This window comes from Roseobacter sp. YIN89, assembly GCF_057219365.1.
In genome coordinates this window covers 240,749-266,457 of record NZ_JBXVVD010000003.1, presented here as the reverse complement: position 1 = coordinate 266,457, position 25,709 = coordinate 240,749, and the positions used below count along the sequence as shown (strand labels likewise).

General features: G+C 55.1%; 24 protein-coding genes and 1 tRNA gene. 6 read left to right on the top strand and 19 right to left on the bottom strand.

Annotation, left to right across the window (positions count from 1 at the left end):
- Positions 1 to 2: 2 nt before the first annotated feature.
- The 8 genes from AC2D8V_RS13665 to AC2D8V_RS13630 all read right to left on the bottom strand — a co-directional run bounded on the left by AC2D8V_RS13665 (position 3) and on the right by AC2D8V_RS13630 (position 10,635).
- Entirely contained in the window at positions 3 to 2,210 is a 2,208-nt protein-coding gene (locus AC2D8V_RS13665; protein WP_484734131.1) for a type I secretion system permease/ATPase, read from the bottom strand.
- Positions 2,207 to 3,583: a TolC family protein gene (locus AC2D8V_RS13660; protein ID WP_484734130.1), complete on the bottom strand. Its 1,377-nt coding sequence runs from the start codon at positions 3,581 to 3,583 to the stop codon at positions 2,207 to 2,209. The genes AC2D8V_RS13665 and AC2D8V_RS13660 overlap by 4 nt, the downstream gene beginning before the upstream one ends.
- Before the next feature lie 137 nt (positions 3,584 to 3,720).
- A complete protein-coding gene (locus tag AC2D8V_RS13655) occupies positions 3,721 to 4,137 on the bottom strand; it encodes a DUF3307 domain-containing protein (protein ID WP_484734129.1) in 417 nt (138 codons plus the stop codon).
- A gap of 154 nt (positions 4,138 to 4,291) precedes the next feature.
- Complete coding sequence (locus tag AC2D8V_RS13650) at positions 4,292 to 5,389, bottom strand: ABC transporter ATP-binding protein (protein WP_484734128.1); 1,098 nt, start codon at positions 5,387 to 5,389, stop codon at positions 4,292 to 4,294.
- Between the two features lie 14 nt (positions 5,390 to 5,403).
- Positions 5,404 to 7,065 (bottom strand): alpha-glucosidase, encoded by a 1,662-nt coding sequence (locus AC2D8V_RS13645; protein ID WP_484734127.1) that lies wholly within the window; start codon positions 7,063 to 7,065, stop codon positions 5,404 to 5,406.
- A 13-nt stretch (positions 7,066 to 7,078) separates the two neighbouring features.
- Positions 7,079 to 8,203: a carbohydrate ABC transporter permease gene (locus AC2D8V_RS13640; protein ID WP_484734126.1), complete on the bottom strand. Its 1,125-nt coding sequence runs from the start codon at positions 8,201 to 8,203 to the stop codon at positions 7,079 to 7,081.
- Between the two features lie 16 nt (positions 8,204 to 8,219).
- A complete protein-coding gene (locus tag AC2D8V_RS13635; RefSeq protein ID WP_484734125.1) occupies positions 8,220 to 9,200 on the bottom strand; it encodes a carbohydrate ABC transporter permease in 981 nt (326 codons plus the stop codon).
- Positions 9,201 to 9,279: 79 nt separating this feature from the next.
- A complete protein-coding gene (locus AC2D8V_RS13630; RefSeq protein ID WP_484734124.1) occupies positions 9,280 to 10,635 on the bottom strand; it encodes an ABC transporter substrate-binding protein in 1,356 nt (451 codons plus the stop codon).
- A 240-nt stretch (positions 10,636 to 10,875) separates the two neighbouring features.
- Here AC2D8V_RS13630 and AC2D8V_RS13625 point away from each other — a divergent pair, with 240 nt between their 5' ends.
- Together AC2D8V_RS13625 and AC2D8V_RS13620 are read left to right on the top strand one after the other, a co-directional pair.
- Positions 10,876 to 11,901, top strand: a complete 1,026-nt coding sequence (locus tag AC2D8V_RS13625; protein ID WP_484734123.1) for a LacI family DNA-binding transcriptional regulator — start codon at positions 10,876 to 10,878, stop codon at positions 11,899 to 11,901.
- A 17-nt stretch (positions 11,902 to 11,918) separates the two neighbouring features.
- Complete coding sequence (locus AC2D8V_RS13620; protein WP_484734122.1) at positions 11,919 to 13,232, top strand: GH1 family beta-glucosidase; 1,314 nt, start codon at positions 11,919 to 11,921, stop codon at positions 13,230 to 13,232.
- Here AC2D8V_RS13620 and AC2D8V_RS13615 read toward each other — a convergent pair.
- Positions 13,229 to 14,488 carry a cytochrome-c peroxidase gene (locus AC2D8V_RS13615; protein WP_484734121.1) on the bottom strand — a complete coding sequence of 420 codons (1,260 nt, stop codon included), beginning with the start codon at positions 14,486 to 14,488 and terminating at the stop codon, positions 13,229 to 13,231. The genes AC2D8V_RS13620 and AC2D8V_RS13615 overlap by 4 nt on opposite strands.
- Before the next feature lie 33 nt (positions 14,489 to 14,521).
- Here AC2D8V_RS13615 and AC2D8V_RS13610 point away from each other — a divergent pair, with 33 nt between their 5' ends.
- The gene (locus AC2D8V_RS13610) at positions 14,522 to 14,992 is read left to right on the top strand and encodes a tetratricopeptide repeat protein (protein WP_484734120.1); all 471 of its coding nucleotides are present in this window, start codon (positions 14,522 to 14,524) and stop codon (positions 14,990 to 14,992) included.
- Positions 14,993 to 15,007: 15 nt separating this feature from the next.
- Here the strand turns inward: AC2D8V_RS13610 and AC2D8V_RS13605 are convergent, their stop codons facing one another.
- The 7 genes from AC2D8V_RS13605 to AC2D8V_RS13575 form a co-directional block, all read right to left on the bottom strand.
- The gene (locus AC2D8V_RS13605; protein ID WP_484734119.1) at positions 15,008 to 15,754 is read right to left on the bottom strand and encodes a DUF1353 domain-containing protein; all 747 of its coding nucleotides are present in this window, start codon (positions 15,752 to 15,754) and stop codon (positions 15,008 to 15,010) included.
- Positions 15,755 to 15,817: 63 nt separating this feature from the next.
- On the bottom strand, positions 15,818 to 16,876 hold the full coding sequence (locus AC2D8V_RS13600) for a TRAP transporter substrate-binding protein (RefSeq protein WP_484734118.1): 1,059 nt from the start codon (positions 16,874 to 16,876) through the stop codon (positions 15,818 to 15,820).
- Positions 16,877 to 16,906: 30 nt separating this feature from the next.
- A complete protein-coding gene (locus tag AC2D8V_RS13595; protein ID WP_484734117.1) occupies positions 16,907 to 18,196 on the bottom strand; it encodes a TRAP transporter large permease in 1,290 nt (429 codons plus the stop codon).
- Positions 18,196 to 18,786 carry a TRAP transporter small permease gene (locus AC2D8V_RS13590; protein ID WP_484734116.1) on the bottom strand — a complete coding sequence of 197 codons (591 nt, stop codon included), beginning with the start codon at positions 18,784 to 18,786 and terminating at the stop codon, positions 18,196 to 18,198. Before AC2D8V_RS13590 ends, AC2D8V_RS13595 begins: the two co-directional genes overlap by 1 nt.
- 81 nt (positions 18,787 to 18,867) lie before the next feature.
- Positions 18,868 to 19,395, bottom strand: coding sequence for a flavin reductase family protein (locus tag AC2D8V_RS13585; RefSeq protein ID WP_484734115.1), 528 nt, complete (start codon positions 19,393 to 19,395; stop codon positions 18,868 to 18,870).
- On the bottom strand, positions 19,395 to 20,285 hold the full coding sequence (locus AC2D8V_RS13580; RefSeq protein WP_484734114.1) for an aldo/keto reductase: 891 nt from the start codon (positions 20,283 to 20,285) through the stop codon (positions 19,395 to 19,397). The genes AC2D8V_RS13585 and AC2D8V_RS13580 overlap by 1 nt, the downstream gene beginning before the upstream one ends.
- Positions 20,285 to 21,439 (bottom strand): LLM class flavin-dependent oxidoreductase, encoded by a 1,155-nt coding sequence (locus tag AC2D8V_RS13575; protein ID WP_484734113.1) that lies wholly within the window; start codon positions 21,437 to 21,439, stop codon positions 20,285 to 20,287. The genes AC2D8V_RS13580 and AC2D8V_RS13575 overlap by 1 nt, the downstream gene beginning before the upstream one ends.
- A 97-nt stretch (positions 21,440 to 21,536) precedes the next feature.
- Between AC2D8V_RS13575 and AC2D8V_RS13570 the strand changes: the two genes are divergently transcribed.
- Complete coding sequence (locus AC2D8V_RS13570; protein WP_484734112.1) at positions 21,537 to 22,244, top strand: GntR family transcriptional regulator; 708 nt, start codon at positions 21,537 to 21,539, stop codon at positions 22,242 to 22,244.
- Between the two features lie 11 nt (positions 22,245 to 22,255).
- Complete coding sequence (locus AC2D8V_RS13565) at positions 22,256 to 23,350, top strand: Gfo/Idh/MocA family protein (RefSeq protein WP_484734111.1); 1,095 nt, start codon at positions 22,256 to 22,258, stop codon at positions 23,348 to 23,350.
- Between the two features lie 73 nt (positions 23,351 to 23,423).
- On the opposite strand, the gene AC2D8V_RS13560 is transcribed toward AC2D8V_RS13565, so the two are convergent.
- A complete protein-coding gene (locus tag AC2D8V_RS13560) occupies positions 23,424 to 24,332 on the bottom strand; it encodes a hypothetical protein (RefSeq protein ID WP_484734110.1) in 909 nt (302 codons plus the stop codon).
- Positions 24,333 to 24,433: 101 nt separating this feature from the next.
- On the opposite strand from AC2D8V_RS13560, the gene AC2D8V_RS13555 reads away from it, so the two are divergent.
- Positions 24,434 to 24,509: transfer RNA gene (locus AC2D8V_RS13555), tRNA-Thr, on the top strand.
- 106 nt (positions 24,510 to 24,615) lie between these two features.
- Here the strand turns inward: AC2D8V_RS13555 and AC2D8V_RS13550 are convergent.
- Together AC2D8V_RS13550 and AC2D8V_RS13545 are read right to left on the bottom strand one after the other, a co-directional pair.
- On the bottom strand, positions 24,616 to 25,479 hold the full coding sequence (locus AC2D8V_RS13550) for a hypothetical protein (RefSeq protein WP_484734109.1): 864 nt from the start codon (positions 25,477 to 25,479) through the stop codon (positions 24,616 to 24,618).
- The gene (locus tag AC2D8V_RS13545; protein WP_484734108.1) at positions 25,476 to 25,706 is read right to left on the bottom strand and encodes a hypothetical protein; all 231 of its coding nucleotides are present in this window, start codon (positions 25,704 to 25,706) and stop codon (positions 25,476 to 25,478) included. Before AC2D8V_RS13545 ends, AC2D8V_RS13550 begins: the two co-directional genes overlap by 4 nt.
- Positions 25,707 to 25,709: the final 3 nt, after the last annotated feature.

The window sequence follows — 25,709 nt, the reverse complement described above, 5'->3', positions numbered from 1 at the left end:
CCCTACCCCTTGCCTCCGGCGGATACCATACCGCGTAACTTCTCAAGGATATCGTCTCTCGCGCCGTCCAGAACCACGCGTCCCTGATCCATCACAATAAGGCGTTCCGCCATCGCCGCCAGAGATTGCCTGTGCGTCGATATGATCAGGCCTGTACCCTCGCGGTTCAATTCAGCCATCCGCGCGATGATCTGGCCTTGCATCTTTTGGTCCATGGCGTTGGTCGGCTCATCCAAGAACAAGGTCTTTGGCCTGCGCAGCAATAGCCGCGCCAGTGCGATACCCTGCCGCTGTCCACCAGACAGCCGTGCCCCTTGCTCGCCAAGGTAAAGATCTAGCCCCTCAGGTACACTGGCCATGAAATCATCCATGGCAGCAAAGTACAAAGCGCGCTTGATATCATCGTCGCTGGCCTGCGCGTTTCCGATTGTCAGGTTTTCGCGCAACGACCCGGTAAAAAGCTCGGGCGTCTGCGGCAGGTAGCCGATGCCTCTGCGCAACTCCGCGGAATCATATTGGTTTAGCGCAACGCCATCGATCAGAATGGAGCCTTCGTCGGCTGGCATAAGTCCGGCAATCACCTTACCTGCCGTCGTCTTGCCCGACCCCACGCGCCCCAGAAGGGCCACACATTCTCCGGCCGCAATGTCAAAGCTCAGATCCTTCAGCGCAGGTACATTCGATTGTGGGTAGGTAAAGTTGACTGCCTTCAGGCTTAGCGCGCCTTTTTCGATCTGAGCGTCAGATGTGACCCAGTCGGACTGTTCAACAGGTAACGCCATAAAACGGTTAAGTGCACCAAGCGACTTAAACGCATATTGCGCGCGAAAGATCGTCTGCGCGATCGTTCCCAGCGGTGAAAGTACACGTCCTGCCAAAATATTTGCCGCGATCAAACCACCGATCGTGATCAGACCATCTGCGACAAGGAACACGCCCCAAACGATGATCAGCACGCTGACAGCTTGCTGAACCGCCATTGTGCCGTTTGTCGCTATACCCGACCAAAACTTCGTCCGCCCATTCACTTGCGAAGAGGCGGCTACGGCATTTTCCCATTCACGCTGCATCAACGGCTCGGCGTTCAGTGACTTGATCGTTTCGATCCCACCCAGCGCTTCGATCAATACGGTATGCCGCTTGGTGGCCATTTGCTGCGCTCGACCGGCTGCGCGGCCAAGGGGAAGTTGCGCGAGTATCGCCAACAAAAGAACAATCGGCACAGCGCAAAGAGGCACCAATGCGATGGGCCCGACGATAAAGAACAAGGCCGCTACAAAAATTCCGATAAACGCCAGATCAATTACCGCGACAAACGTGGCAGAGGCGAAAAATTCCCTAACCACTTCAAAGTCGCGGATGGTGCTTGCGATGCCGGCAGCACCACCGGGTCGATCCAAAAGCCGGGCGCGCATGGCTTGGTCAAACAACTTGGACGCAACTTTCAGATCCACGCGCCGCCCGATGTTTTCGAGGATGTTTCCTCGAATTGTGCGCATCAGCAAATCCAGACCCAGCGCTATGCCAACGCCCACGGCAAGTGTCCACAGCGTGACATAAGCCAGATTTGGGATCACCTTGTCGTAGACGTTCATGACAAACAGCGGCAACGCCAGCGTCAGCAGATTGAGCATCAGGGCAGCGACCATGATCTGTACCCAGTTGCCCCAGTTGGCACGTACCGGTGCCCAGAACCAGTGACCTTTATTCCCGGCGGCACGTGCCGTATCCGGCGACAGCATGGCATGTGTTTTGTCCGCTGTAGGAGTCACCAGCAATACACCCGGAGAGACTGCGCAGCGCAGTTCCTTTAGCGAAACTTCGGCGCTCAGGTCCGGAGTCTGAGGGTCAACCGTGGTCGCGACCTTACGCTTGCGGTCGAGTTGCGTCACAACAAGCGGCCCTGCGCTTTTGCGAAAGACCACTACCGGCAATGCGACCGGATCGATGCCCGCGACGTCGCGTAGCACAAGCCGAGAGGTCAGGCCAATTGCTCCAAATGCCCGAGAAACACCGGTGGCTGTGCTCAGGTCGGTGCCCCTTGGCAACCGTGCCGCCACAGATGGCTCTGTGTATGGGCGGTTGAAATGCGCAGCGATCCATTCGATCAAGGCATAATCTTGCGCGAGAGCATTTTCTCGTGTCGGGGTATTCTCTGGTCCGCCATGCGGCATCATCTCTGAAGGGCGCTTGCCCTCGAGCAGAGTCATTGCAGAGGCTCGATCTTTACATTGAAGACGTTGTTGACGTTTTTCTGCGCCTGTTCCCTGAATGCAGGTTCAAGCGCCAAGTCGGCGCTTGCGAGACCGAAATGTGCTGCAAGCTGACTTTGCGTGGCTAAAGTGCGATATGTGCTAAATGCCAATCCGGCTTGTGCACCAACGGCTTCGAACTCGACGTTAAAGCGCGCCCGTTCAACATCCAAAAGATCAAGCAAGGTCCGTTTTGCCGCTTCAAATTCATCGCCGTATACCTCGACGAGTAGGCGGTTGATGCGCAGTTGTTCTTGTAGCTGCGAAGACCTCTGACGATTGGTCTGGTAGCTGTTCCAGGTGCGCGCGGCCAACTCGGTAATGTCGCGCACCGCTACTGCCTGCTCGGCAAGCGCGCGGCTGCTTTGTTCGGCAAGTGCGTTGCGTTCAGCCACGCGTCCGCCTTGGTAAAGCGTCCAGTTCAGGCTCAGACCAACTGTTTCATCCATCCGGTTGCCCGAAACACCATTTCTGTTGATGTCCCTTACAGCGCCCGCATGTAGCGAAACGCGAGGCGAGCGATCGGCAAGGATCGCTTCGGCCTGAAACCGTGTTTGGTCGATTTGGGTCTTTGCGAATTGTACGCGGTAGCTGTTTTGAACTGCGTTATTGGTAAATGTTTCCAAAGACGACGGCACGGGTGCACGGGGCACATTCATACCGCTGCCGGGCGCGCGCCCGATAATCCGTTCATAGCGCGCGTTTGCATCACGCAAAGACCGCCCGACTTCTAACCGCGCCAACCGCGCAGAGCGGATGCGGTCGTCGATAGTCAACTCGTCGCTGTAAGGCAGCCGCCCCCCCTGCACCAGATCACGGACGCGGCGGCCAATTTCTTCGTGCTTACGGACGTTGCGATCAGCCACTTCGACCAGCGTGCGGTGGCGCATGACGTCGATATAGGCCTCTGTCGCGTTGAGCGCCATCGTCTCTGAAGCGTCAAGCAGGCGAAAAATGCTGCCGTCTACCCGCGCTGCATTCGCGTACACAAGGTTCGATCTGCGAAACCCGTCAAACAACACAAGCTCGGCGCGCAGACCCAACTGATGTCGGTCTTTAGTTGAATCATTGTCAGAGATCGACAAGGACTGGGGATCGTCGACCCGTTGATAGCCGGTTTCTGCATTCAACGTCAGGATCGGAAGATACTCGCCGCGCAACTGCATCAATTCATACGCAGCGCCACGCATCTCGGCTTGAGATGCCTTGATGGCAGGGTTCGTTGTGACCGCAAATCTTACGGCGTCTTTCAAGCTCTCGGCAGAGGCACCAAAACCAACTGAACTAATAACTATAGTTGCCGCGAGATATTTTTGCAGCAAATTCAACATCTTACCCCCTCAACAGCTTGGCTGCTGGACTATCGGTTACGAAACCACGTTAATTCACTTAATCAAAAATGCAAATCGCGCTGAATTGCGCGACGTGCGATACCCCTTATTAAAGCGCATGCGCCCAAAATCACGCCCTACGCAAAAGAACTACTCCCCCACATCAGCCAGATCCAGATCATGGCAACATAGGTAAGTTGGTGCAAAGCCTGATCGATCCCGGTTGTCCGCCAATATGCGGCATCTGCGGGGGTCAAATTGTGCTCATCAGTCAATCGTCCCTTCCACCAATCGATGTGAAAGTGGACAAATAGCTCGGCGATCACCAAAGCGAGAATAAACGCAACGGGTGCGCCCATAACGACAAAAACGATGAAAGACAGTCCGGCATGAACACTGGCGTGCATGAGGCGTCCAAAGTGCAGATACTGACCACGGCCGTTCAACATGGTCCGTGTTTGCAGAAAAAAGTCGCCGAACATGTGCTTTATCTGAAGCAAACACAACAATATCAGCAGAGCGCCATACGTCTCGCCCAAATCGCGTCCTTTCACCCTACTTGGTGCTATTCGTTACGTTAATGCGTTCTTTACCGATGTGTAAATTACAATTTCTCGATACAATTCAATAATTTCTGATCGTGTCCTGCAGCCTATAGCGCGGTGGGGCGGTTTGGCAAGAATTAACCTCGACCGCCCCGCGCAGGCTTTAACGGTAAAGCAGCGATTGTTCGTCGTGAAACAAGTGAATTTTAGATGGATCGGCGGTCATTTTCATATCAGTGCCCCGTACATTGGCATGAATACCCTGCAGCTTGCCAATCACAGCGGTTTCTCGACCATCGCGTTTTTCAAAGTAGAGTTGGGTTACTTCGCCCAAGGCTTCAACGATTTCGACACGACCTTCGAATGCATAACTCTCGCCGTCTGTTGCAACCATATCTTCCGGTCGAATACCGATATTGACGCTCAGCCCCTTGTCCGCATCGATTGTCGGAATGTTGGCCTGAATGGTGCCGTTACCCGTTTCTACACGCACGGTAGTTACCTGCCCCGTTTCAACAATCTCGCCTGGGAGCAGGTTCATAGCGGGCGATCCGATGAATTGCGCCACAAACTCATTCTGTGGTGTTTCGTAAAGCTCAAGCGGGCTGCCCACCTGCGCAATACCCTTGTTGGCCAGAACAACGATACGGCTGGCAAGCGTCATTGCTTCGACCTGATCATGCGTCACGTAGATCATGGTCGAGTTCGGCATGCTCTCTTTCAGCTGTGCAATTTCGATCCGTGTTGCCACGCGCAGACTGGCGTCTAGGTTCGACAGGGGTTCGTCAAAAAGATAGACCTTCGGATCGCGTACGATCGATCGCCCAATCGCGACGCGCTGCCGTTGCCCACCAGAAAGGGCTTTGGGCAATCGGTCCAGGTATTGGTCGAGTTGCAAAACCTTGGCTGCTTTGGATACGGCCGCGTCGATTTCCTCGTTCGACTTCTTGGCCAGCTTGAGTGCAAATGCCATGTTGTCCCGCACCGTCATGTGCGGATAGAGCGCGTAGGATTGGAAAACCATCGCAATGCCACGCTGCGCGGGTGGTACGTCGTTCATACGTTGGCCGTCGATCTGCAATTCGCCGGAGGTGATCTGCTCCAATCCGGCGATCATACGCAGCAAGGTGGATTTGCCACAGCCAGACGGCCCGACGAAGACGATCAATTCGCCGGTTTCGATGTCGAGATCGATATTCTTGAGGACCTCGACATTGCCGCCATAGGCTTTGCCCACGTCTGTCAGCTTCAGGTTGGCCATTGTACTTCCCTCCCTCAGGTCTCTTGGTTTGCCGGAATGGCGAACAGCGCCTGATATGGCGGCAGGTCTATTCCTGCGGCCGTTTCCTTGAAATCGAACGGGGCACCGCGGTCAATGTGCCAGTCCCCCTCAGGCAGTTGCACCACCATCGGCTCTTCCGACAGATTGAACATGCAGAACATTTCACGATTTTCGTACCGCCGCATGAAGGTGATTTGCATGTCGTCCGCAGCCAGCACTTCGATATCGCCCTTCAACAACAAAGGATGCGCTTTGCGAAAGCCCAGCATGTTACGGTAGAAGTTCAGCATCGACGTCGGATCGTCTTCCTGATGACGCGCCGCGCGTTGAATATGCTCTACAGCCACCGGCAACCACGGCTTGCCGTCAGAAAAACCGCCGTTTTGGGTCTCGTCACTCCATGGAAACGGCGTGCGCGCACCATCCCGGCCCTTGAACTTGGGCCAGAATTGCTTGCCGTAAGGATCCTGGAGATCTTCGAACGGCACATAGGCTTCTGTCAGGCCAAGCTCTTCGCCCTGATAAAGACAGATCGACCCCTTAATGCTCATCAACAAGCCGGCGTACAGTTTTTGCTGATCCTCATTGAGGTTCCAGCGCGACGGATGACGCATCACATCGTGGTTCGAATATGCCCAGCACGCCCAGCCGTCCGAGACAACCTCGTTGAACTTGTCGAGGATCGAGGCGACGTGATGACCTGTTGGATATTCGTTGGCTAAAAACGCAAAATCATAGCACATGTGCATCAGGTCATCGCCGCGTGTGTAATCCGCCTGCACTTCCATACCGCGCTGACTTTCGCCAACTTCGCCGACGGATGCGGTATCCGGATATTCATCCAAAAGCGAACGAAAACGCTTTAGAAAGGCGATGTTTTCGGGCTGTGTTTTGTCATAGAGGTGATCCTGGAAATTGTAGGGATTCACCTTGGGTGCTGTTTTGTCGTTTCGCTCGGATTCGGGCAACGGCGGGTTGTCACGCAATTCCTTGTCGTGGAAGTAGAAGTTGACGGTATCAAGCCTGAAGCCATCAACGCCACGTTCCAGCCAATATCGGGTAACGTCCAACAACTCGTTCTTTACGTCGTCGTTGTGAAAATTCAGGTCTGGCTGCGACGTCAGGAAGTTGTGCAGATAGTACTGCATCCGCTCTCCGTCCCATTGCCATGCCGACCCGCCAAAGATCGACAGCCAGTTATTCGGCGGTGAACCGTCAGGCTTCGCATCGGCCCAGACGTACCAATCGTGTTTCGGATTGTCGCGGGATGACCGGCTTTCCTTGAACCATGGATGTTCAGAGCTGGTATGGCTCAGCACCAGATCAATCATGACCTTGATGCCAAGATCATGCGCGCGTTCGATCAACGCGTCGAAATCACCCAGCGTGCCGAACATCGGATCAACGTCTCGGTAATCCGAAACATCGTATCCGAAATCAAGCATGGGCGACCGAAAGAATGGCGAGATCCAGATAGCATCCACCCCAAGGCTCGCCACATAAGGCAGCCTGTGAATGATGCCGGACAAGTCGCCGATGCCATCACCATTACTGTCTTGAAAGCTACGCGGGTAGATTTGATAGATCGCACCTCCGCGCCACCAGTCCGGGTCGGTCCCGGAACTCGATTTCTGCACCTGTTCCATAATCGTCATGTCAGAGCCTATTTTACTTGACGGAGCCAGCCAGCAGGCCGCGCACCAGATAGCGTTGCATTGTGAAGAACACGATCAGCGGCACTGCGATCGAAATGAATGCCGCCCCAGCGAGAATACCCCAGTCGCCTCCGCGTGACCCCAGAAGGTCGTCTGCGATCTTGACCGTCATCACCCAGCTTTCAGAATTCGATGGCAGGAAGACTTTGGCCACCAACAGGTCATTCCACGTCCACAGGAACTGAAAGATCGCAAACGAGGCGAGTGCCGGGAAACTCAGAGGCAGCACGATTTTCGTGAACACCTGAAAATCCGTTGCGCCGTCGACTTTGGCGCTTTCGATGATATCGCGCGGTAGCCCCACCATGTAGTTGCGCAGCAGGTAAATCGCGAGCGGCAAGCCAAACCCTGTATGCGCAAGCCAGATACCCAGAAAGCTCTGACCGATGCCCACTTTGTTATGCAGTTGCAAAAGCGGCACCAAAGCCAGTTGCAGCGGCACAACCAAAAGGCCAACCACCATCGCAATGAGAAGCCCCCTGCCCTTGAAATCCATCCACGCCAGCGCGTAGGCCGCAAAAGCAGCGATCAAGATCGGAATGATTGTCGCGGGGATTGTTACTGTGAACGTGTTGATGAAGGCTACGTCCATCCCATTCGAAAACAGGATTGTCCGATAGTTGTCCAATGAGAAACTCGCTGGTGTTGCGCTAGAGTAGTAGACGCGCGGGTCGCGGCTGATCTCTTTCGGGTTTTTGTAGACGAAATCGCCATTGGCCTCGACCGTCAAAGTCCGGTCACGGCGCAAGTCGGCGATTTCGCCGGGTGCGAACGCTGTGGGTTCGCGGCTTGTGCCGCCAAAGCGCAGAACTTCGCCTTCGCCTCCGTTAAAGATATTTCCGTCGATAACGAAAAAATCGCCCTCTTTGCGGGCCTCTTCGGCGGAAATGCTGGTTTGGAAATTCTGTTCAACAGCGAAAGGCGATAGCCACCATCCGGTTGCCGTGATCTGATCCCGATCACGAAAAGATGACACCAAGAGCCCGACCGTTGGGATTAACCACAAAAATACCAGCACAATGACCGATAGGTTGACCGCCCAGCTGAGGGCGGATTTTTGACCGGCAATATTGTCCATGTCTCTCTCCTGACTCTCAGCGCATTTCGGCGCGGGCTTGGCGGATGTTCCAGATCATCACTGGAAGCACCACAATCATGATGACGAAGGCAACGGCCGTTGCGCGCCCATCATCGCGGAACATGTAAGACATCATGTAACTTGGCAGGATCTCTGTGCCGAAGTTGCCGCCCGTCATCGTATAAACAATGTCGAAAACCTTGAGCACAAGAATGGTAATCGTTGTCCACACAACAACGATCGTCCCCATGATCTGCGGTACCTTGATCTTGAAAAACACCTGAAACGGGTTTGCACCGTCGATGATTGCGGCCTCGATCGTTTCTTCCGGGATGCCACGCAGCGCGGCCGACAAGATCACCATCGCAAACCCGGTCTGGATCCAGACAAGGATTACCATCAGAAAGAAGTTGTTCCAGAACTGCACCTGCAAGACATCAAGTGGCTCTTCAGCCCCGAAAAAATCGCGCAGCGCGTTGATCAGACCAATGTCGGCGTTATTGGCGTACACGAATTTCCAGATCAGCGAGGCGCCCACAAAGGAGATCGCCATCGGCATGAAAATCAGCGATTTTGCAATGTTGCCCCAGCTCAAACGGTCGGTCAGTTGCGCAACCAGCAACCCTAGAAAAGTCGCTGCCGCGGGTACGAAGAGCACCCACAGAAAGTTGTTAAAGAACGCGACTTGAAATCCATCGTCGGAGAACATTGTCGCATAGTTGCCAAACCCGATGAATTCGTCGCCTGCGCGATTGAAAAGGGACCGATAAAAGGACCCAACCACCGGATAGAGCAGATAAAGCCCCAAAAGGAACATGGCCGGGAACAGAAACAACCAGGGTCGGACCAGATTGGCCCGGTTGATGTTCCGACCGATGTCTTCTCCGCGGGCGGGAAAGATTACTTTGTCGAGGATCAGATTAGATAGAAAGAAGTAGCCTACGCATCCACCGACACCGATTAGAATGGTGAGCGCGCCCTGCAAAAGCGGTGACATGCCGATCCCTCCCTTGATCTACCTGCCTATGATCCCGGCGGCGCGCATGCACGCCGCCGGGGATATCTTTTTCAGGCGATTACTGGATGGCGTCCCAGCGTTCCTGAACACCTTTGGCCACGTCTTCCGCAGACGCGCCGGTAACGTAGTCTACCATGCCTGTCCAGAAAGCACCCGCGCCGATCTCGCCAGGCATCAGGTCTGAGCCATCAAAGCGGAATGTCGTCGCGTTTTGCAGGATTTCGCCCTGTGCCCGCAGCGTATCAGAGGCGTAGACCGCCGGGTTCACACCAGAGTGCGGTGTCAAGAAGCCCCCCTGCGCCATCCAAAGTTCGTGGCTGATCGGCGCTTGCAGGAACTCGATCATCGCGTTGGTCGCCTCAGATGGGTTCGTGATGGCAAACAGCGCGCCCGCACCAAGAACCGGCTTGCCAAGGTCCTTGCTTGCATAGGCAGGGAAGTAGAAGAAATCTACATCCTCGCCTGCTTCGGTACCTTCAGGGAAGAAGTTCGGAATGAACGACGCCTGACGGTGCATGTAGCACTTTGGCGGGATCGAGAAGAGACCGGCTGGGCTATCACGGAAATCGGTGTTTGCAACCGCTTCGGTACCACCGTCAACGTAATCGTCGTTGCGTGCAAAATAGCCGAATTCGTCCATCGCGGCGATGATCGCAGGGTCGTCGAATTTCAGCTCGTTTGTGACCCATTGGTCATAAACCGATGGCGGCTGCGTGCGCAGCAGCATTTCTTCGACCCAGTCGGTTGCCGGCCAGCCGGTCGCAGCACCGGAACCCAGACCAATGCACCATGGCGTACCTCCGTCCTCGACGATCAGGTCGGTCAGCTCTTTCAGCTCTTCCATGGTTTCTGGAATGTCATAACCAGCTTCATCGAAGGCAACCGGCGAATACCAAACCAGCGATTTCACGTCAGCACGATAAAACAGCCCGTAGAACTGGCTGTTTCCATCCGCATCCGGATAGGTACCAAGGTCAACCCACGACTGACCCGCCGCAAAGTTGGAAGCGACCCATTCCGCTGCGCCGTCCGGCATTGGCGTCAGAAACCCGCGGCTCGCCATATCCGCTGCCAGACCAGGCTGCGGGAACGCGGCGAGGTTCGGTGCTGAGCCGGATTGCGCCGAGATTACGATATCTTGTTCAAAGCTGTCTGAGCCCGAATAGTTGACCGTGGCGCCAGTGGCCGCTTCAAAATAGTCAAATACCGCGTCAACCTGCTCTTTTTCGTTACCGGTCCACGCACCGGTGATTTCGACCGTTTGGCCGGACAGATCATATTTGTCCGCGAAAGCAGTGTAGCTATCCCAAGTGAAGTCACCCTCTCCTACTGGAAAGATAAGGTGCCCATCCGCATAAGCTGAACCTGCAAAAAGAGCCAGCGCTGCTGCGCCGGCATAAAGACGTGCCGTCATGATTTCCTCCCGTTCACCCTCTTGAAGAGGGTATTTATCCGACAATTTGAACGCTCAGAATCAGATTCAAAGCGCTTTGGATGCCCGAAAAGTGGCCGATGCGTGAACCACTGTCAACCAATGCTGTTAGCGTTCACATTTTTCTCCAAAGCGCTTTGAAAATGAAACGAACTGTGTCAATAATCCCAACTGGAATACCAGATCAGACGGAAAAAGCGCCCGGAACGTGGCTGACACGACATGAACCTAAGAGAACTCTCCGAAAGACTGAACTTATCCCAGACAACAGTCAGTCGTGCGCTCAATGGATACCCGGAGGTCAACGCGAAAACCCGTGCGCGGGTGCACGCGGCGGCGGCCGAGTACAACTATGAACCAAACATGCGGGCCCGTACGCTGGCCACTGGCAGATCCATGTCGGTTGGCCATGTGATCCCGTTGTCCCGGCAAGAAGATATTGTAAACATCGTCTTTGCAGATTTCATCGCCGGTGCGGGCGCTGTTTATGGCCAGCATGGATATCATCTCGCCCTGTCTATCGTGCAGGATGAAGACGAGCTGGCAGCGTACCGACGTATCGCAGAGCGGGGTGCGGTGGATGGCGTGATCGTACAGTCGCCGACCAGCAATGACCAAAGGATCACATATCTGTCCAATCTCGAGATCCCGTTTGTTGTCCATGGGCGTGCGTCGGATATCAATACCGACTACGCTTGGCTTGACGTAAACAACAGGCGCGCCATTGAAACTGCCACCACACATATCACCGATCTGGGCCATCGGCGCATTGCGTTACTGAACGGGCTGGCGCATATGGATTACGCCGTCAGACGCAAGGCTGGTTTTGTCGATGCGTTGCAGAAAGCCGGGGTGACGCCTGAACAATCCCTGATGCGATCCGGTGAAATGTCAGAACCCAACGGCTACGCCGCTGCGATGGAGTTGCTGCAAGACGACAACCCACCAACAGCGTTTGTAGCGTCATCCATCGTGCTTGCGCTTGGGGTCAAGCGCGCGGCGGGCCAACTTGGCCTTACGATCGGGCGTGACGTGTCTGTCGTGTGCTATGATGATGACATTTCTTATTTGCCCAACGCTGGAGACGTCCCCTTCTTCACCGCTGTCAGATCATCGGTCCGCGCAGCGGGTGCGCGATGTGCCGACTTGCTCATGGACCAAATCAACAACCCGGGCGCCCCGCTGCCCGGCGAACTATGGGAAGCCGAACTGGTCATCGGGTCGTCAACCGGCCCCCTCCATTCCTGAATAAGGATCGCAATTATATGCAGTTTAAACGTTCGGATTTTCCGGCAGGCTTTCAGTTTGCAGCAGCCACATCAAGCTATCAGATCGAGGGGCACAAATTCGGTGGCGCAGGCTCGACCCATTGGGACACGTTCGCCGCGACCCCCGGCAATGTAGTGCGCGGCGAAGACGGTGCCTTGGCCTGTGATCATTACCACCGCTGGGAAGAAGACCTCGACCTGATGCAAGCAATGGGTCTTGATGCCTACAGGTTTTCTACCAGCTGGGCGCGCGTCTTGCCTGAGGGACGTGGCACGCCCAATGCCGAAGGGCTCGATTATTATGACCGTCTGGTGGACGGTATGCTGGCCCGTGGGATCAAGCCCATGGCCACCCTCTATCACTGGGAAATGCCGTCTGCATTGGCTGACAAGGGCGGTTGGGCAAATCCGGATGTTTCGCACTGGCTGGCAGAGTTTGCCGAGGTCGTCATGGCGCGTATCGGCGACAGGATCTACAGCGCCGCGCCAATCAATGAACCTTGGTGCGTGGCATGGCTATCGCACTTTCTTGGTCTGCAAGCCCCTGGACTTTGCGATATTCGTGCCGCAGCCCATGCCATGCACCATGTACTGACCGCGCATGGCCGTTGCGTTCAGGCGATGCGCGCAATGGATGTGAAAAACCTCGGCGCTGTTTGCAATTTCGAACATGTTCACGCAGTCGACGACGACCCGGAGAACATCCGCGCTGCAAGTCTTTACGAAGGTATATACAACCGATTTTTCGTTGGCGGCCTGTTCAAAGGCGCCTACCCGGAGGATGTGATGGAGGGCCTCGAGCCGCACATGCCAAAAGGGTGGGAAAACGATTTTGATCTGATCCAAGAACCGATCGATTGGTTCGGTATTAATTACTACACATGCAAAAGGCTTGCCCGAACCGAAGGACCGTGGCCCGCAACGAAAGAGATAGAGGGGCCTCTGCCCAAAACCCAAATGGGGTGGGAAATCGAACCGGATGGCTTGGAGCATATTCTGAAGTGGCTGCATCAGAATTACACCGGCGAGTTACCACTGTTCATTACGGAAAATGGTATGGCCAACCCAGATGAGGTGGAGGTTCCCGACACAGCGCGAATGGAATACCTCGACGCACACCTTGCCGCAGCCCGTCGCGCGATAGACCGGGGTGTTCCTTTGGCGGGCTACACCTTTTGGTCCCTATTGGACAATTACGAATGGTCCCTAGGCTATGAAAAGAGGTTCGGTCTGGTGCATGTCGATTTCGAGACGCTCGAACGTACGCCAAAAGCCTCTTACCATGCGCTTGCGCATGGTTTGGCGCGCTAGTCTTCCACGAACCAATCCGGCACGCCGAACGGCGGGTCAGTCACGCTTTTTGTGCCGGTCAGCGCATGCAAAAAGGCGACAACATCGTCGATTTCACGATCCGTCAGGCGCACCGGTTCAATGCTGACGGCACTTGCCTGACGTGCCATTTCGAAGCGGTCGCTTTGCACCAAGAAGTCGGCGCGCTGCAGCCAAGGCACTTTGGGCAAACGCGCGTCTTCGCGGCGCCACGCAGCGGCACTTGCCGCCGGACCAAGATGATGTTGCACGATCCCTTTCAAGGTCGGGAATGCGCCGTTGTGACCATAGGGTGCTGTTAAGGCCACGTTGCGCAGCATAGGCGTCCGGAAGGCATAGGCGTCTTCAAGCCGGTCACTTTCGCTCATACGACCTACGTCGCGGGCGTAAGGGTCAAATCGGCGGGTCCGGCCCGGCCCAAACGCCGGAAGGCCAAGCGCATGAAATTCCTGATCCGTCATTAGCGATCCAGCGTGGCAACTGCTACAGTTCGCCTTGCCATAAAACAACTTCATCCCCCGCTCTTGCGCGGGGTCCAATGCAGCGTTGTCACCCGCGAGGTATTGATCAAACGCGCTGTCATAGCTTGTCCATTCCAACGCCATGAAGGCTGCCAGAGCATTCGCAATTTCAACAATGCTGACGTCTTCGGGCTTGGCGATGTGATCAAAGGCTTCGACAAAACGCCGCCCGTACCGATCAGCAACCCGTACACGCTTTGCCAAAATGGGCCACGCATTGTCTATCCGGTCATGAACAGCCCCAATCACTTCGTTCTCGCCCGGGTTTCCCGCCATCTCGAACTGTGCAACCAACGGAAACAGCGCTTGCGCCGCCAAGAGCGTCTCAAGCCCCTCGGGCAGCCACTCTTCCGCCGGCGAATTGAAACCGTTGCCGTATAACGACGAGGTGCTCAACCGGCCATCGTGAAACATCGTATGCAGATCGCGTGCGCCGAGATTCCACAGACCCGGCGCATTGCGGGGAATCCGCTTTGCGATCCTGTTTGCCCCTTCGCCGGGGGTTCGATCCGGCCCGATGCCTCGCCCACCCTCGCCGATCCCCAAGGACAAACCATCGCCTGTGCCAAATTTGGGGTGGTGACAATGCGCGCAGGATATATTCTGGTTGCCCGAAAGGATCGGATCGTAGAACAAGGATTGACCCAGTGCTGCCTGCACAGGATCAAATTTCAAAAAGTCTTCGCCTGTCAGAGGCGCCGGCAAGTCACCCGCCATTGACGTTGAGGCCCAAAAGGAGAGCATAACCCCATGCGCGCAGCGTTTCTTGCCCTGGCCTTTGTCGCCAGCCCCGTGTTTGCCGAAATCGAAGAGGCGCGCGACATGATGGAAGCCGGGCAATTTGAAGAAGCTTACGAGGCGCTTTGGCCGGCGGCCCGGTCGGGCAACGCCGATGCTGAAGAACTTATTGGTGTCATGTACGCGATGGGACTTGGCGTCGCCCGCGACGATGAGCGCGCGTTCGAGTGGTATCTGCGTTCGGCGATGAAAGGACACCCGGGTGCGCAATCTGGTGTGGGCTGGTATTACGAAATCGGCCGCGGCATGCCCGCGCCAGATCTGGTCCGCGCGTATATGTGGTATACACTGTCGGCGATTGGCGGCGATCCTGATGCCGCCATAAGCCTTGAGGAAGTGGTCAAGAAGATGACTACTGATGAGATTGAAAGAGCGCATATTCTCGTGGCTGACTACAAAGTTTGGATGTATCCGTTTCGTTGAGCTTGAAGCTCGTATCTAGCGTTTAGGCGGTATACCGAGTTCGGCAACAACAAATAGTGGCGCATCGCCACCCAGACCCGGCGCTCGGCTTCCATCGAAATCAAAATCCGTCGCGCGTGGCAAGATACCTTGCGCTTCCTGCCGGTTTACCCGTGCGACAATATCTTTGATGCGTTGGTCATCTTCGGGATTGGCACAAGCCCCCTTCTCGTTCCAGAGCCGAAAGCTGACCGGTCCTGCTGTCACAGGCGCAATCACGGCCCCTGCGTCACCGGTACGTCTTTTCAGGTCATATTGCACAGTCACGGTTTTTATTATTTCTGCCATCACATCAGCGGTTTCACCAAAGCTCATATCCGATATGGGGTTTTCCGTGCCCCATGGGTCGCCGTCGTTTGCGCATTTGCGCACCACGAACAACCAGTCGTGCACGATGTATGCCGGGCCAAACGCCCACGCATTGAAACCTTGGACCCACTGCACAGCCCGCGGAATTGATCCCCCGTCGGTGTAGAACGCACCGGGTGTGATCACCGAGTTGCCTTCGGACGCGCCCGATTGCGGATCACGCAAAAATGTCAATTCATTGCCATCAAGCGGAACGTAGACGAACTCGGCATCGCCAGAGCTGCTGTCGTCCCCCGGTCCGGCCCAGACTACCAATGCTGTACCCTGAAACTCGCCGACCGGTGCCGCATCGAAATTCACCCGGGCACAAGCGGAAAGCAGCACAAGACACAACACAGCGGTGAGGCAGCGCATTGAAACATCCCCGGACAAAATGCGAGAGGCGAACTGTCCGCCTCTCGCGAGAACCAAGCAGTCTTAGTTCAGATCGGCTGCCCGTGCTGCGCCAACTTGCTCTTCGGCTTGGGCAACGGCTGCGTTCAGCGCATCAAAGATTTCTTCGCCACGACCTACATTCGCCTTGAACCAGTCAAACACAGGTGCCGCACCTTCTTTGAAAGCGGCTTTCTGTTCTGGTGTGGGCACATAAAGATCGCCACCCTCTTCGACGAACTGCTCATATGCAGCGATCGACTTGCGTTTTGGCGACGCAAATGTCGCTTGCTGAAGGGCGTAGAAGCCATCGACAACAACGCGGCGCATGTCCTCCGGCATGGACTGGAACTTTTCGTTGTTCATCCACCACAGCGCGCCCATATAGGCGTGGCCGTCAAGGGTCACGTACTTCAGACCGGCGTCAGGGAACTTCATACCCATGATGTCGGTAATGCCGTTCTTGGACCCTTCAACAACGCCGGTTTGGAAAGACGTGAACAGCTCTGGCCACGGGATCGGCGTAGGCGCAGCGCCAAGTGCCTTGACCAGCTCTTGCGGCAGATCGGCGACAACCGTGCGGATTTTCAGACCTTCCATATCGGATGGCTCAGCCACGCGGCGTTTTGTATTTGCAAAGTTGCGCCAGCCGCCAGTGTTGCCAATGGTCATGAGGCGAATAGCACCGCCGGAATCCTCCAGCGCCATGTCACGCATTTTGCGGGTAAAGTCACCCGATAGAACCGTTTCCGCAATCCGGTCGTCTGCCATCAGATACGGCAGATCGAGTACCTGTACGTAAGGGAAGATACCCGAAGCACCGCCTGATGTGGAAACGTAGACATCGATTGTGCCGTCGGCCACGCCCTGCAAGCATTCAGCGCCGTTACCGCAAAGCTGCGTACCGATGAAAAGCTCAACAGCAATCGCACCGTTCGAGGCAGACTCGACGTAGTTCTTGAAAACGACGAGACCGTCATAGTCCTCATCGTTTTCATTCGAGTTAGCCGTCGCGCGGATTGTGAAATCCTGTGCAGCAGCAGCCATGGCTGTACCGGCCAGCATGGCCGCGACAGTCAGGGTCCGTAAGGTAGTTTTGAGCATTAGTTTCCTCCCATTTGGATTTGTTTTTACTCAGTTAGCAAAGCCCGTCAGACGCGGGATTGTCATGGATAATTCAGGAATGTAGGTGATCAGGAATATCACCAGAATTTCTACCGCAAGAAACGGCAGGATGGCTTTAGAGATCGCTTCGACCCGTTCGCCTGATACTGATGAGGCCACAAACAGAACCAGGCCCATTGGCGGAGTCGCAAGGCCGACCGTTAGATTGACGCTCATGATGATGGCAAAGTGGATCGGGTCAACGCCCAAGCTGACAAATATGGGGCCCAGGATCGGACCCAGAATGATGATCGCCGGGCCGGCATCAAGGAACATACCAACCACGAAAAGCAGCAGGTTGATCAGCAGCAAAAGCAGCAAAGGGTTAGACGTAAGTGACAAAACGAAGTCTGCCATCGCTTCGGGCGCATGGCTCAGGCTGACCACGGTTTTGAATGCCATCGCGGCCCCCACCAGCAAAAGCACAACCGCCGATGTCAGCCCTGCGCGACCAAGAACATCTGGCAAATCGCTCAATTTCAGCGAGCGCATGACAAATAATCCGATAAAGAGCGCGTAAGCAACCGCAACCGCCGCCGCTTCGGTGGGCGTAAAGACGCCAGCAAGAATGCCGCCCAGAATAATGACCGGTGTCAGCAACGGAAAGAAAGCTTTGAGGCTGGCCTGCCCACGTTCGCCCCACGTGTGTTTGCGGGTCGCAACCGGAAAGTCGTATTTGTCTGCCTGCAATTTGACCATCAGCATCAGCCCGAGGCCGACCATGATGCCCGGCACGATACCGGCCAGAAACAGGGCAGCGACGCTTTCACCCATGACATAGGCATAGATGATCATGATCCCCGAAGGTGGAATGATCGGCCCGATCACAGAACTTGCCGCCGTAATCGCGGCCGCAAACTTACGCGTGTAGCCCTGTTTCTCCATGGCGGGGATCAGCATGGAGCCAAGCGCAGAAGTATCCGCGACAGCTGAGCCGGACAGCCCTGCAAATAGCATCGAGGAAAGGATGTTTACATGCGCCAAACCACCACGAAAATGACCCATCATCGCTTGGCTGAACTCCACCAGACGCATGGTGATACCGCCCCGGTTCATCAATTCGCCTGCCAGCATGAAGAACGGGATCGCCATGAGCGGAAAGCTGTCCATCCCGTTGTAAAGGTTACGATACAGCAGGGTAATGTCTTTCTCTTGGCCATTCAGCCAAAGCAGAATGCCCGGCGCGGCCAGCAGACCAAAAAACACCGGCAAACCGATCATCAGGAAAACGAGGAAAAGCGGTAGGAACCAAACCAGCATTACTCGGCTCCCAATTCTTCTTCGAGGGTAATGGGCGGCAACTGATCAGCGCCTCCCATCATTTTAACTATCGCCCGCAAGATCAATTCGATGTTTACCGAGATCAGGAGCACAAGCCCGACGAGAAGCGACGCCATCATCCAACTGCGTGGCACACGCATCCAGTTTTCAAAGCTGAGATCGGTCGGGATGTAGAGCGACGCAGTAGCAAACCTTCCGGCAAAACCGGTGACTTCGGACCAGCCGATCTGCACCGCCACCAGCATGACCCCAAGACTGAGAAGCAACAGCGCAATGGATAAAATGGCACCCAAAGCGCGAGGCAGAAACTGTATCACGGTGTCGATGGCCACAAACCCGCCGCGCCGGAATGCCGTTGGTGCCATAAGGCCCGTCATCCACAGCATGCAAAATCGGGCCGCTTCATCCGGCCAAGGCAATGCATTGTTCAGCGCGTAGCGAAAGAACACCTGTATCAGGATAGCCACGACCATGGCCGCAACAGCCAAGATCCCGATTGCCCGACCAATGGCCAACAATGCCTCATTGACCAGCCGGAGCGGTGTCATAACCGCCAGCAGTGCCCCCATGCGCGGGCCTCCCTCCCTGTCGCCCGGGTTCTCCCCGGGTCATGATGCGACGTTTGCGCCGCACCTACATTGGTTGGCGTTTTACGCCTTTTTGTCAAACCTTCTGAACGTGCCTTGCGAAAAAATCAAAGCCTCTCCTTCGCGGAAGGCCGCAGATGTCACCCGGCCAAGAATAATCGCGTGGTCACCCGCCTCGTGAAGCTGATGCATTGTGCATTCAAACCGTGCCAGACAGCGGTTTAACAGCGGCACGCCGTGGCTGTTCTCGCTCACGTCCAGCCCTGCGAAGGCTTGACCCGAGCGGGCAAAATTCATCGCGATAGCTTCATCGTCTTCGCCCAACACATGGATCGCGAAATGGCTCGCATTGGCAAAAGAAGCAAATCTGCTGGATGCCTTTGCAGGGCACCACATGACCAACGGCGGATCCATGGACACGCTTGAAAACGAATTTGCTGTCATCCCGATCGGACCTTGAGGTGTCTTCGCGGTCACAACGGTTACGCCAGTTGCGAACCGGCCAAGCGCGTTCCGGAACGGGCGCCCGGAGTTGTCGGTGAAATCTACCCTGCGCAGCGCATTCAACGTTTGCATCGATCCGTCAGGCATCACGGCACCTCGTATCCATTGGCGGCTTCCAAAAGCTCAAACCAGGTCTGGCGGTCCATATCGACCTTGAATGCATCACTGAACGCAGCGATGCGTGAAAGTGTGTTGGTCCCCATCACAGGCATGATGCGCGCGGGATGCGCCAGCAGCCAAGCTACTGCGACAGCCGCCCGGTCAACACCCTGAGCCTGTGCGATCGCATCCATTTTGGTCGCAACAGCGCTGCTTTGTGTCATTAGCGCCCCACCGCCAAGCGGCGACCACGCCATGGGCGCAATCCGGTGCCGCTGCAAATGCGCAAGATCGCCGTTGGTATAAGCGTCTCTGGCCGCCAAACTAAGTTCGATCTGGTTGGTAACCAGCGGATGGCTCATGCTGGCCTGCAACAAATCCCAGTCCCATGGCCGAAAGTTTGACACGCCCGCGGCTTTGATCTTGCCGGCATTGATCAACGCATCAAGGGCAGCACCGGTCTCGGCCGCATCCATCATAGGATCAGGACGGTGAATGAGCAAAAGATCGATCTGCTCTATGCCCATGTATCCCAATGACGCATCAACTGACGCATTTATGTGAGCAGCCGACGTGTCGTAGTATTTGACCCGGCGGTCAGCATATTTTCCAATCGGCGCGATGATGTCGCACTTGGTGACAATTTCCAGTTCATCGCGCAACCCAGGACTTTGCTTTAACGCAGCGCCCATTACCTCTTCGGCCACATACCCGCCGTATATGTCCGCTTGGTCCATGGTCGTGATGCCTTGCTCAAGACAGGCATCAATTTTTGCGCGCACATGGGCAGCCGAGGTATCCTTGTCATCCGCAAGGCGCCACATGCCATAGACGATGCGGCTGAACTCGAGATCTTCAGAAAGGCTGATCCGCTCCATCACCGACGCTCCCCTGCTGCAAGTGGTGTTGCGGGCGCTTGATCCGGCACGCGCCCGTACATGTGAGGCAGCGAGCATGTTTTAAGGTGCGGCATCACCAAACGACCAAAATGCTCTGCCTCGTCTATGTGCGGATAGCCCGAAAAGATAAATGCGCGCATACCCATCTTCTGATAGCTCTCAATCTCGCTCAGCACCTGATCAGCAGACCCGACAAGTGCGGCACCGCATCCCGACCGTGCGCGCCCTACCCCTGTCCAAAGATGCGGCTCGACGTAGCCAAACTCATCGGCAATGTCTCGGTTCTTGGACTGGTGCGATACTCCAAGTGATGTGGCATCCAATGCGCGTTCGCGGATCTTGCGGCCATATTCATCATCAAGCTTTGAGACGATGTATTCAGCGTATTCCTTGGCCTCTGCCTCTGTGTCGCGAACGATCATGTGAACACGCAGACCATAATCCAGTGTCCGGCCTTTTTCTGCCGCGCGTTCATGCACCGCTTTCATGCGTCCTTCGAGCGCCTCTTTCGGCTCGGGCCACATCAGGTAGACGTCACAGTGTTCCGCGCACAGATCCAAGGCGTCGGGAGAGTAGCCGCCAAAATAAAGCAGCGGCCCACCGGTTTGATAGGGTTTGACTGGGTCAGTGGTCAGCCCTGAAAAATTGTAAACTTCGCCCTCGTAGTTGATTTCATCGCGGGTCCACGCCTGCTTGAGGATTTCGACCACTTCGCGTGAGCGCTGGTAGCGATAGGGCGACGGTTCTTTCTGACCCGGAAAATCTGAACTGATGATATTTACCGTCAGTCGGCCTTCGAGCATATGGTCCAGCGTCGCGAGCGTACGGGCCAGCATAATTGGTTGCATCTCTCCACATCGTACGGCGGCCAGCAAGTTGATCTTGTCTGTGATCGGGGCGCACCCTGCAACAAAGCTCAGCGTGTCTTGCCCTACTTGGTAGGACGAAGGGCAAAGAATATTGCGAAACCCCTGCGCCTCGGCTGTCTTTACAATGTCAGAGCAATGCGCCCAGCTCGACCGCAGATCACCGTCCGGCACGCCGAGAAATTGATAATCGTCCGAACACAGCGCAGAAAACCAGGAAACTTCTGCGGCGTCCAGATCGGCTGAAGTGACAGGTACTACCGTCATGAGAACTCCAAAGAAGATCAGGTGTTGTTTTGTCTTGAATAGCACCGCCAAACATGTAGATCAATGGTGTATCAATTTTGAATTTTGTCTGAGTCGCATGTCCACCTCCGCCCGCAATACTGGCGCCTTGCCGAAATACATCCAGCTCAGCGAACTGATTATTCGCGACATTGATGCCGGGCGTCTGCTGGATGGTGAACGGCTGCCCCCCGAACGAGAGATGGCGCAAAGTCACGGCACCTCTATCGGTACGCTGCGCAAAGCCTTGGCGGATCTTGAAAAGAAAGGTCTGTTGAGGCGCGTTCACGGTTCTGGAAACTACGTTCAAAAATCAGCTACGCCGTCCGGGCTTTACGCGATGTTCCGGTTGGAATTGCTTGACGGCGGCGGCTTGCCCACTGCGCAAGTGCTTGATGTTGCCGTACTCGACAAACCAGACGATCTGCCCAGTTTCGGCACATCGACTTTTGCGACACGTATTCGGCGCCACAGGTTTCTGAACGATGTAGCAATTGCCGTGGAGGAAATCTGGCTTGATGCATCCGTAGGTACGCTGAACCGCTCGATGCTTTCTGATTCCCTTTATCAAACCTATCTCAAGCGGCTCAATTTTTGGATCATGCGCGCAGAAGATCGCGTCAGTCTGGCCCAAATGCCCTCTTGGACACCACCCGGTTTTGTAGCGCCCGGGTCGGTCTGCGGCTATATCGAACGACTAAGCTGGTCATCCGATGCGCAACCCATCGAATTTTCCCGTACATGGTACGACCCAAATCGCGCTGTCTATGTGCAGCGGCTGAAATAAGGACCAAATCAATGGCCAGCAAAACTCGCTATGGCATCATCGGGTGCGGAATGATGGGACAGGAGCACATCAAAAACATATCGCTGCTGGACGATACAATCGTCACCGCAATCTTTGAGCCGGATAGCGAAATGCGCGCCATTGCCGCAACGCTCGCACCGGACGCGACATTCGAGGCATCGCTTGATGCGCTTCTGGATCGTCGAGATGTCGATTGCCTTGTTATTGCCAGCCCAAACTACTGCCACGCAGATCAATTGGCAGAAATTGCCGGGAAACGCCCCCTTCCCCTGCTTATCGAAAAACCGCTGCTGACCAGCCCGAACGATATCGACAGGGTAAAGGCGGTTGCGTCAAGCTACCCCGCGCCCATCTGGGTCGCGATGGAATACCGGTATATGCCACCGATTGCAGCTTTGCTGTCACAGGCACAGGCAGTCACCGGTGGCGTTCGTATGCTCACCATCCGCGAGCATCGTTTTCCATTTCTGGAGAAAGTCGGCGACTGGAACAGGTTCAATGCAAAGACAGGTGGCACATTGGTCGAAAAGTGCTGTCACTTTTTTGATCTGATGCGTTTGGTGGTTGGTACCCGTCCTGTCCGCGTGATGGCCAGTGCTGCTCAGTCTGTGAACCACTTGCGCGAAAGCTACAATGGCGAGACCCCCGACATCATCGACAACGCCTATGTGATTGTCGACTTCGAGGGTGGTGTGCGCGCGATGCTTGAACTGTGCATGTTCGCCGAAGGGGCACGTTATCAGGAAGTGATTTCAGCTATGGGCCAGAACGGCAAGATCGAGGCATTTGTGCCGGGGCCCACCCGTTTCTGGCCCGAGGATCTGGGGGCGCCACCCGTTCCCCTGCTGGAAATCAGCCCGCGCGCGCCAAAACGCCCAGAAGTACGTGAAATACCCGTGGATCCGCTATTGCTCGAAGCGGGAGACCACAACGGTTCGACTTTTTTTCAGCATCAGAGATTTCTTGAATTGGTCCGCGGAGAGCGCGAATACGCCGAGGTCACGTTTGAAGATGGACTTTGGGCGGTTCAGATCGGCATGGCTGCTCAACTGTCCGCGGCGACAGGTCAAGCAGTCTCACTTTGACATCAGCACTGTTGCAACCAGGCAGATGTGATTTTTTGCAAGGCCTTGGTATCCTGTTCCGAAACCAAATGCGCTAGGGAGAAAGCAGCGTAATGCCCGGAATGCGTTCGATTGCAACTACATCATCGTCATAGGCTTCGGTCATCTCATCTACCAGTTCTGCAGACCAACCGGGCATATCAATCTCTTCTTCGATGGCTTCTTCAATAGCGAATTTATCCAGAAAGGCGACCATGACCCGTCGGACCTGAATCTCGGTCAGAGCCGGTTTTGATTTGATGTATGCAGCGAACCGGTTCATTCCGTCTTTCGAGATGATGTCGCCAAACAGATCAAACCCGCCGACAACCGGTTCGCCATGGTCCATACCGCCCATTTCGCGCACGATCTGAGACCACAGGAAAGGTGCATCCTCGTTACACCAGATGGTGATGGGAATTTCCGGTGCTGCTTCGCGCATACGCACAAAACTATCCGACCAACGCACTGCGCGCGGATCCACCCCGCCCATAAAATCCGCAGTGTCCTCGCGCGGCGATTTATGAAAGCAGGCAGGCAGGAATGTCGCCGGATTCCGGATTGCCATGAAGAGTTCAATCTCGTCGCCTTGGAAAAGTTGCGCAAGGTTGGCAAGGCGTTCCGCTGCATTGGGGTATATCAGCCCCTTTCGGAGCGCCGCACGCGGAGCGCCGAAGAAATGCGCATTTGAAAGCAGCACGCGTTCTGCGCGATCGTCATCCAGAATAGCATCCAGCACCACGTCTCTTGCGTCATGTGCCGCCGCATTCTCTGACATCGCTACTACGGTTTGACGCAACAGTTTACGGTACTTCCCGGGCCCCGGCACACTGACCCCGCGCTCACGCAACCGTTCCTGATTGCGCAAAAGACACTTCATCAGACGTTCTTCTTCGGTGAAATGAGCACCGGCATGAAAGACCAGTTGCATGTGTCCCTGCTGCGCAATTGCCTGTCTCTCCACGCTAACTTGAGCAGCACGAAGGTTCAAACGCTATCGTAAACGAAAATCTTGCAAAAACCCTCTTGCACGTAACGGTCAAACTGACTAAACGCTCGCCCAACGCCCCTATAGCTCAGCTGGTAGAGCAACTGATTTGTAATCAGTAGGTCCGCGGTTCGAGTCCGTGTGGGGGCACCATTTAACAAATAAAAACAATGACTTACGGCGTATCGAGTTTGATCTGCTTGTGGCAGTGCGTTTTTGACCTGAAAAAGACCTGACGGCAGAACTTATTGGCTTGATTTCACTTTTTGCTGCATGAACCGATGCCTGATTGCCAGGCCGTCCAAATTTGATCCTCACTACACTGGACCCTCTCCCCGACGGTTCTGCAAGGCGCCAGTCCGCTCAAGACCATTTGCTCCATTTCGTAGGCTGCCAACTCACTGCCCCATCTTTGAGAGTACCGAAGCTGCCATAAGGACTTGATCACTTCAGTCGGAATGTGCTCGTTCAACTGGCTAACTCGTTTTTTGACATCTGTGGCATAACCAATTTTCCATATGTCACTTTCACCAAATTGCATGGCATAAGTGGACGCTGGCTGGACAACATTCCTTAAAATTTGTTTGGACCAAGATGCTGGAACAGGCCCGGTCGTTGGACCATTTTTTGCCATCGGTTCTTCAAGGATACCTTCTGTTTGCAACCCTTCGATTTCAGGTAGAACCACCTCCTCCAAGGCAAGCTGAAGAATTTTTGATTTATCGTATTCAGAGAATAGTACAGCTTGGGAAGTCGCTTGGTACGGAAGCTGTTCTTCAACGATGTCAAGAAGCAAAGGCTTCGATTTTACACGCCAAGCTCTAACCATATGGAGAGCTTGAGGCCAGCGAAACTGAAGGTTCAAGGCGTGATCCCAGGATTTTCCTGCACCATCTGGCACAACGTCTATTGTATTCACTGGAGTACGCCCAATTTCGGCAATCCCCAATAATCTGCCTCTATCTCCAACTATTGTTGGATTCCGCAGCGTACCAACAAAAGCGATCATGTCGCCGGGTGCAGACTTTCTAAGTAATCTGTCTCTGCTTGCCTCGGCATTAAACGTAATTACGGGCCATTTTTCGGGATTAAAGCCCCGAACTCGCGTTACAAACAACTTCATGCACCCATCGCCACCTCCTGATGGTTTGCGTTTGCAGACTTTGCGATAGCATCAAGTGTGCGCAGGTTTTCAATGTCGCTCATTCTAGCCCCTTTCGATTTTACGGTTAGACGGCCTTTCAATTCTCCGGCCAGTGTTTGGTTCTGCCTTTCCAACTCTTGGATTGTTCCCGCATCAAGTTCGGCTCTGTCCAAAGCACCCAGTTGAGCGAGCATCCGCGAGTTCATGAA